General features: G+C 65.4%; 7 protein-coding genes and 1 tRNA gene. 6 read left to right on the forward strand and 2 right to left on the reverse strand.

Annotated elements, in window-relative coordinates; all coding sequences use genetic code 11:
- Positions 1-8: 8 nt before the first annotated feature.
- Positions 9-82: transfer RNA gene (locus tag MOQ72_RS39850), tRNA-Gly, on the reverse strand.
- A 75-nt stretch (positions 83-157) separates the two neighbouring features.
- Here MOQ72_RS39850 and dcd point away from each other — a divergent pair.
- From dcd to MOQ72_RS39865, 3 genes are all read left to right on the forward strand, one after another.
- The gene (gene dcd / locus MOQ72_RS39855) at positions 158-739 is read left to right on the forward strand and encodes a dCTP deaminase (RefSeq protein WP_242191157.1); all 582 of its coding nucleotides are present in this window, start codon (positions 158-160) and stop codon (positions 737-739) included.
- A gap of 200 nt (positions 740-939) precedes the next feature.
- Positions 940-2,352: a sugar porter family MFS transporter gene (locus MOQ72_RS39860; protein ID WP_242191158.1), complete on the forward strand. Its 1,413-nt coding sequence runs from the start codon at positions 940-942 to the stop codon at positions 2,350-2,352.
- A gap of 126 nt (positions 2,353-2,478) precedes the next feature.
- Positions 2,479-3,645, forward strand: coding sequence for an epoxide hydrolase family protein (locus tag MOQ72_RS39865; RefSeq protein ID WP_242191159.1), 1,167 nt, complete (start codon positions 2,479-2,481; stop codon positions 3,643-3,645).
- A gap of 75 nt (positions 3,646-3,720) precedes the next feature.
- On the opposite strand, the gene MOQ72_RS39870 is transcribed toward MOQ72_RS39865, so the two are convergent.
- Positions 3,721-3,930 (reverse strand): hypothetical protein, encoded by a 210-nt coding sequence (locus tag MOQ72_RS39870; protein WP_242191160.1) that lies wholly within the window; start codon positions 3,928-3,930, stop codon positions 3,721-3,723.
- Positions 3,931-4,084: 154 nt separating this feature from the next.
- On the opposite strand from MOQ72_RS39870, the gene MOQ72_RS39875 reads away from it, so the two are divergent.
- From MOQ72_RS39875 to MOQ72_RS39885, 3 genes are all read left to right on the forward strand, one after another.
- Entirely contained in the window at positions 4,085-4,918 is an 834-nt protein-coding gene (locus MOQ72_RS39875) for a helix-turn-helix domain-containing protein (protein ID WP_242191161.1), read from the forward strand.
- A 26-nt stretch (positions 4,919-4,944) separates the two neighbouring features.
- Positions 4,945-5,214 (forward strand): DUF397 domain-containing protein, encoded by a 270-nt coding sequence (locus MOQ72_RS39880; RefSeq protein ID WP_242191162.1) that lies wholly within the window; start codon positions 4,945-4,947, stop codon positions 5,212-5,214.
- A 339-nt stretch (positions 5,215-5,553) separates the two neighbouring features.
- Positions 5,554-5,784 (forward strand): hypothetical protein, encoded by a 231-nt coding sequence (locus MOQ72_RS39885; protein WP_242191163.1) that lies wholly within the window; start codon positions 5,554-5,556, stop codon positions 5,782-5,784.
- The last annotated feature ends 216 nt before the right edge of the window (positions 5,785-6,000 follow it).

The following is a 6,000-nucleotide window of genomic DNA, read 5'->3' on the forward strand; positions in this document are numbered from 1 at the left end:
AACTCTGTTGGAGCGGATGACGGGAATCGAACCCGCGTTCTCAGCTTGGGAAGCTGATGTTCTACCATTGAACTACATCCGCACTGCCTTTTCGGCCCGGTCAGCCTAGCACGGTGGGGCTCGATGATCGTTTGCGGGTTGGCTATACGCTGTTCTTGTGCTGCTTAGTGACCGGGACCTGCGCAAAGAGCTCGATGCTGGCCGTCTTCAACTGGATCCTTTCGACGTTGCCATGATCCAGCCTTCGAGCATCGACGTTCGGTTGGACCGTTTCTTCCGGGTTTTCGACAACACCCGGTACACGCACATCGATCCTTCCAAGCAGCAGGACGAGCTGACTTCGCTGCGGGAGACGCCCGACGATGATCCGTTCGTGCTGCATCCCGGCGAGTTCGTGCTCGGGTCGACCTTCGAGTCCGTTCGGTTGCCGGACGACCTCGCCGGTCGGTTGGAGGGGAAATCGTCGCTGGGACGGCTGGGGTTGTTGACGCATTCCACCGCCGGGTTCATCGATCCCGGGTTCACCGGTCACATCACCCTGGAACTGTCCAATGTGGCCAATCTGCCGATCACGTTGTGGCCGGGGATGAAGATCGGGCAGCTGTGCTTGTTCCGGTTGTCCAGTCCGGCTGACTTTCCCTACGGCTCGAAGGAAGCCGGGTCGCGGTACCAGGGGCAGCGCGGGCCGACGCCGTCGCGTGCGTACTTGAACTTCAAGCGCACCGAGACCCGCCGATAACATCCAGTAGTTGCCCGGTGACTCAAAACTGCTGGTAGTGAGTAGTCTCACTGGTTCGATTGCGTCAGATGTGACGGTGAGTTATTTCACCCTGAATCGAGTAAGCAAGTCGGGGGTCAAGAATTTACGATCCCCACGCCCGGCGTTCTGGAACGATCCCGCAACGGGGCGGATCGGCGAGCGGGCAGCAGGAGTACTCGATGTCCGCAATGCAGCAGTCGCGTGCCTCGGGAGCTGCCACCGAGCACCTCGGGCACGTCGTGATGATCGCCGGGGCAGCGGCCCTCGGTGGTTTCCTCTTCGGCTACGACACCTCTGTGATCAACGGCGCGGTGGACGCCATCCAGGAGCACTTCCACGTCGGTCCGGCGTTGACCGGCTTGACGGTTTCCTCGGCGCTGCTGGGGTCCGCGGTGGGTGCCGGAGTCGCCGGTGGGTTGGCCGACCGGATCGGTCGGATCCGGGTGATGCAGCTGGCCGCCGTGCTGTTCATCGTCAGCGCCGCCGCTTCGGCCGTGCCGTTCGCGATCTGGGATCTCGCGATCTGGCGGGTCGTCGGCGGTGTCGCCATCGGGATCGCGTCGGTGATCGCGCCCGCCTACATCGCCGAGGTCGCACCGGCCGCGTATCGCGGGCGGTTGGGGTCGTTGCAGCAGTTGGCGATCGTGCTCGGGATCGCGGTGTCGCAGCTGGTCAACTACGCCTTGGCGGAGGTCGCGGGCGGTAGTGCTTCGGGCATGCTCGGGCCGTTGCAGGCGTGGCAGTGGATGCTCGGCGTGGCCGCCATCCCAGCGGTGATCTACCTGGTGGTGGCCTCGACGATCCCGGAATCGCCGCGCTACCTGGTGGCCGTGGGCAAGCTCGACCGGGCGCGCGCGATCCTGGCGCAGGTCGATCCCGCTGACCCGGACGCGAAGATCGCCGAGATCCAGGACGCGCTCGGTGGTGAGCGCAAGTCGCGGTTGAGCGATCTGCGCGGCCGGTTCGGGGTGTTGCCGATCGTGTGGGTCGGGATGGCCATCGCGGCGTTGCAGCAGTTCGTCGGGATCAACGTGATCTTCTACTACTCGTCGTCGCTGTGGCACTCGGTGGGCATCGACGAGAGCAGTTCGCTGCTGTTGAGCCTGTTCACCTCGATCGTGAACATCATTGGCACGTTCGTGGCGATCGCGTTGGTCGACAAGATCGGCCGCAAGCCGCTGCTGGTGGTCGGTTCGATCGGGATGGCCGTATCGCTGGCCGTCACCGGCTGGGCGTTCAGCTTCGCCCAGGTCGTCGGCGACGAGGCGCAGCTGCCGCCGCAGTGGGGTGCGGTGGCGTTGGTGTCGGCGAGTGCTTTCGTGCTGTTCTTCGCTGCCTCGTGGGGCGTGGTGATGTGGGTGCTGCTGGGCGAGATGTTCCCGGTGCGCATCCGGGCCGCCGCGTTGGCGGTAGGTACCGCGACCAACTGGATCGCGAACTGGCTCGTGACGGTGAGCTTCCCGAGCCTGCGGGACTGGAACCTGCCCGTGACGTACTTCGGCTATGCCGCGTTCGCGTTGCTCTCGTTGGTGTTCGTGCTGCGGTACCTGACCGAGACCAAGGGGCGTTCGCTGGAGGAGATGGGCCGCTGACCTGCTCTTTTGTCCGAGGGGTGTCTCCGAGTGGGACGCCCCTCGAACTTTTTTCCGCGGATCGGGAACATCGGCGAAGCCTTGCGCGTATTAAGTACCGTACAACGTACGAACAAGGGAGCGTGCATGGCCTCTCGCGACATCACACCGTTCCGCCTCGACATCCCGCAGCACGACCTCGACGACCTCCAGCAGCGGTTGACACGGACCCGCTGGGCCGATGAAGTGCCGGGGCTCGGGTGGACCTACGGTCCGCCGCTGGGCTACCTGCGGGAGCTCGTCGAGTACTGGCGCAGCGCGTACGACTGGCGGGCCCAGGAGGCGCGGCTGAACGAATTCCCGCAGTACACCACCGAAATCGATGGGGCGGACGTCCACTTCCTGCACGTCCGCTCGTCGCGGCCGGACGCGCTGCCGCTGATCCTCACGCACGGCTGGCCCAGTTCGATCGCCGAGTACCTGGACGTCATCCGGCCGCTGACCGAGCCCGACGGCCCGGACCAGGCGTTCCACCTGGTGATCCCGTCGTTGCCGGGTTACGGACTGTCCGGACCGACCCGCTCGGTCGGTTGGGGCGCCAACCGGATCGCGCGGGCCTGGCAGGAGTTGATGGGTCGGCTCGGGTACGAGCGCTACGGCGCGCAGGGCGGCGACTGGGGCACCTGGATCTCCCGCGAGCTGGCGATCCTCGCACCGGAGAACGTGATCGGCTTGCACACCAACGGGATGATCACGTTCCCCTCCGGTGATGCCGACGAGATGGCCGAGCTCACCGAAGCCGACTACGCGCGGATGGGGGCGTGGCAGCGCTACACCGACGAGCTCTACGGCTACAAGCTGATCCAGTCCACCAAGCCGCAAGCATTGGCGTATCCGCTGGCGGACTCGCCGGTCGGATTGTTGGGGTGGATCGTCGGCGTGCTCAAGGAGTGGACGGACTGCGAGAACAGCCCGGAGGAGGCGATCGACCGCGACCGGATCCTCACCACGGTGATGCTGTACTGGCTGACCAACACGGCCGGTTCGGCGGCTCGGTCCTTTGTGGAGACTCCTGACAACGCTGAGAAAGCGGCGGAGGAAGGGGTGATCGACCAGTTGGTCAACGGCACCGTGCCGCACGGTGTCGCGGTGTTCCCCAAGGACATCCTCGCGCCGGTGCGCCGATTCGCCGAGCGCATCAACAACATCGTGCGCTGGACGGAGTACGACCGGGGCGGAACCTTCGCCGCGGCGGAGGAACCGGATCTGTTCGTCACGGACGTCCGGGAGTTCTTCGCGGGCCTCCACAAGTGATTCGTTGCGGTGAGGGGCACCCGTGACCAAGTAACTGGGGCACGGGTGCCCCTCACCGCGACACGATCGGTTCGATCACACCCAGAGCAGGGTGAGGTTGAAGAGGGAGCCGAAGCGGGATTCGGCGCTCGCGGCCGTGTCGAAGACCGCGAACTGGTTCCGGTGGTCCTCCCGCCAGTACATGATCGCGCGGTCCGGGAGTTGCATGCCCCAGATGTGGACACGGGTCGGGTCGGGCTCGCCGGTCTCGGTTTTCTCGGCCAGGCCGAAGAGTTTCGGTGTCATGACGGACCCTCCTGGAGTTGGGCGTTCCCGTGTTCGGGTGTGGTGACCAGCGTCCACGCGGGAATCCAAGATCGGGATCACCGGATGCGGGAATCCCGATCCCGGACTCCCGCTGGGATCATGGATCGATCAGGATCCGGTCGGGGAGGTCCCGGTGACACGCACCAGCCCAACGTTCCGCCGTCGCCGACTCGCGCGCAGAATTCGGCAGCTGCGCGAAGAAGCCGGGCTCACCCAGGAGAAGGCCGCGGCGGGCCTGGACATGTCGACGAGTGCCTTGAGCCGCAAGGAAACCGGCGAGGTGGCGACATCGGTGCACGAGGTCCGCTCGATGATGGACCTCTACGACACCTACGACCCAGACCTCCTCGACCTCGCCCGCGCGGCGCGAGAACGGGGCTGGTGGCGGGCTTACGGCGTGGAGGATCGCGGTTACGTCGACCTGGAAACCGAAGCCCGCACGGTGCGCGAGCTTTCGCTGATGTCTATCCCTGGTTTGCTGCAAACCGAGGGCTACATGCGGGCGATCTTCCAGCGGGATCGGATTCACCGAACGAAGAGACAGGTTGAAAACGACATAGCCGTGCGGTTGATACGACAACGTCGTCTTTCGGACGATGACCATCCAATACAGCTGACAGCTCTGATCGATCAGGCGGCGCTTGAGCGACCTGTTGGTGGCACAGCAGTGATGCGGGAGCAGCTCAACCAGATGCTCGACATGACTGCACAAGTTGCGGTTGCGGTACGTGTGCTGCCCAAGTCGATTGGGTGGCATGCGGGACTTGAGGGAGCCTTTACGTTGCTGGAGTTTCCAGATCCAGCTGACCGTGACGTGCTCTTTGTCGCTCATCCTGCAGGCTCGGTCCATCTAGAAAAAGACCCAGAGGTGCGGGAGGCTAGGCTGTTGTTCGAGCACCTGCTGAAGGAAGCGCTTTCCCCCGAGGCTTCAGGAAAGATGATTGAGCAGGCGGCTCGTGAGCTTTGAAGTCGGCGCGAGCGAGGCGAGACGCGATGTACGCGGTGGAGCTGGCAGATGCCCAGTGGCGCAGGAGTAGCCGCAGCGGTGGGGGCACCGGAAACAACTGCGTCGAAGTCGCCTTCGGTGACGTGCGGTGGCGCAAGAGCAGTCGTAGCGGCGGTGGCAACAACGACGCTTGCGTCGAGGTGGCGTTCGCAGGTCCTGCAGTAGCAGTGCGGGACTCGAAGGATCCCGAGGGCCCCGTCCTGGCGTTTCCGGCTTCGTCTTGGGCCGCGTTCTTGGCTCGGGTTGCCGAGGTCTGAGCCTCTGTCGTTGCAGCGGCCGGGCGGGACTCGTCCGCTGTTTGCGGAGGTCAGGGGTCGTGAGTGCGTAACCGGGCTCCAGCCTGGTTACGCACTCACGACCGCGACCGGCTACCCGCACCGGCGAAGCACACCGAGGCGCGGGTTTCCGCAGCTGTTGTGATCGAATCGTTACTGTACGTGGCTTCCCGGTTGGGCTTGACCGCTTCCGAGGGGCGGGTGGCGCTGGGAAGGGTGGTCCTGGGCGGTGCGGTCAGCGGAGTGGATCTATGGCCGGTAGGTCTGGTTGCGGCGGTCGGAATCGACGCCGGAAACCCGACACAGCAGAGAGGGATTCAGATGAAGCCTTCGAACCTCGTCAAGGCGGCAGCCGCAGCTGGGATCGCCGTGGGCCTGAGTGCGTTCGCCGCACCCGCCGCGTTCGCGGACATCTACTACACCCCAGATGGCGACATCTCGGTCCAGAACACCGACGGGGTTGCCAGCGCGCCCGCCCAGAGCGCTGAGAACGAGCTCGACACCGAGATCGTGAACGCTGTGGAAGACAGCGTCCAGGGCCTCGGGAGCTAGTTCCGGCGGTGACGGGGGCGGGTGCGCGGGACCCGCCCCCGTCGCATGTCCGGACGATCCGCTGCTCCCAGCTCGGGGCGCGGGCTGGTGGGGGGGGGGGGGCACCCCCCCCCCCCCCGGGGTGGGCAAAACCCCCCCAAAAGGTGGTGGGGGGTTTGAGCACAAGGGTGGGGGGCGCGACAAACCCCAGCGGGCGGGGGGGGGCGGGGGGGGGGG

It is taken from the genome of Saccharopolyspora soli (assembly GCF_022678645.1).
Lineage (GTDB): Bacteria > Actinomycetota > Actinomycetes > Mycobacteriales > Pseudonocardiaceae > Saccharopolyspora > Saccharopolyspora soli.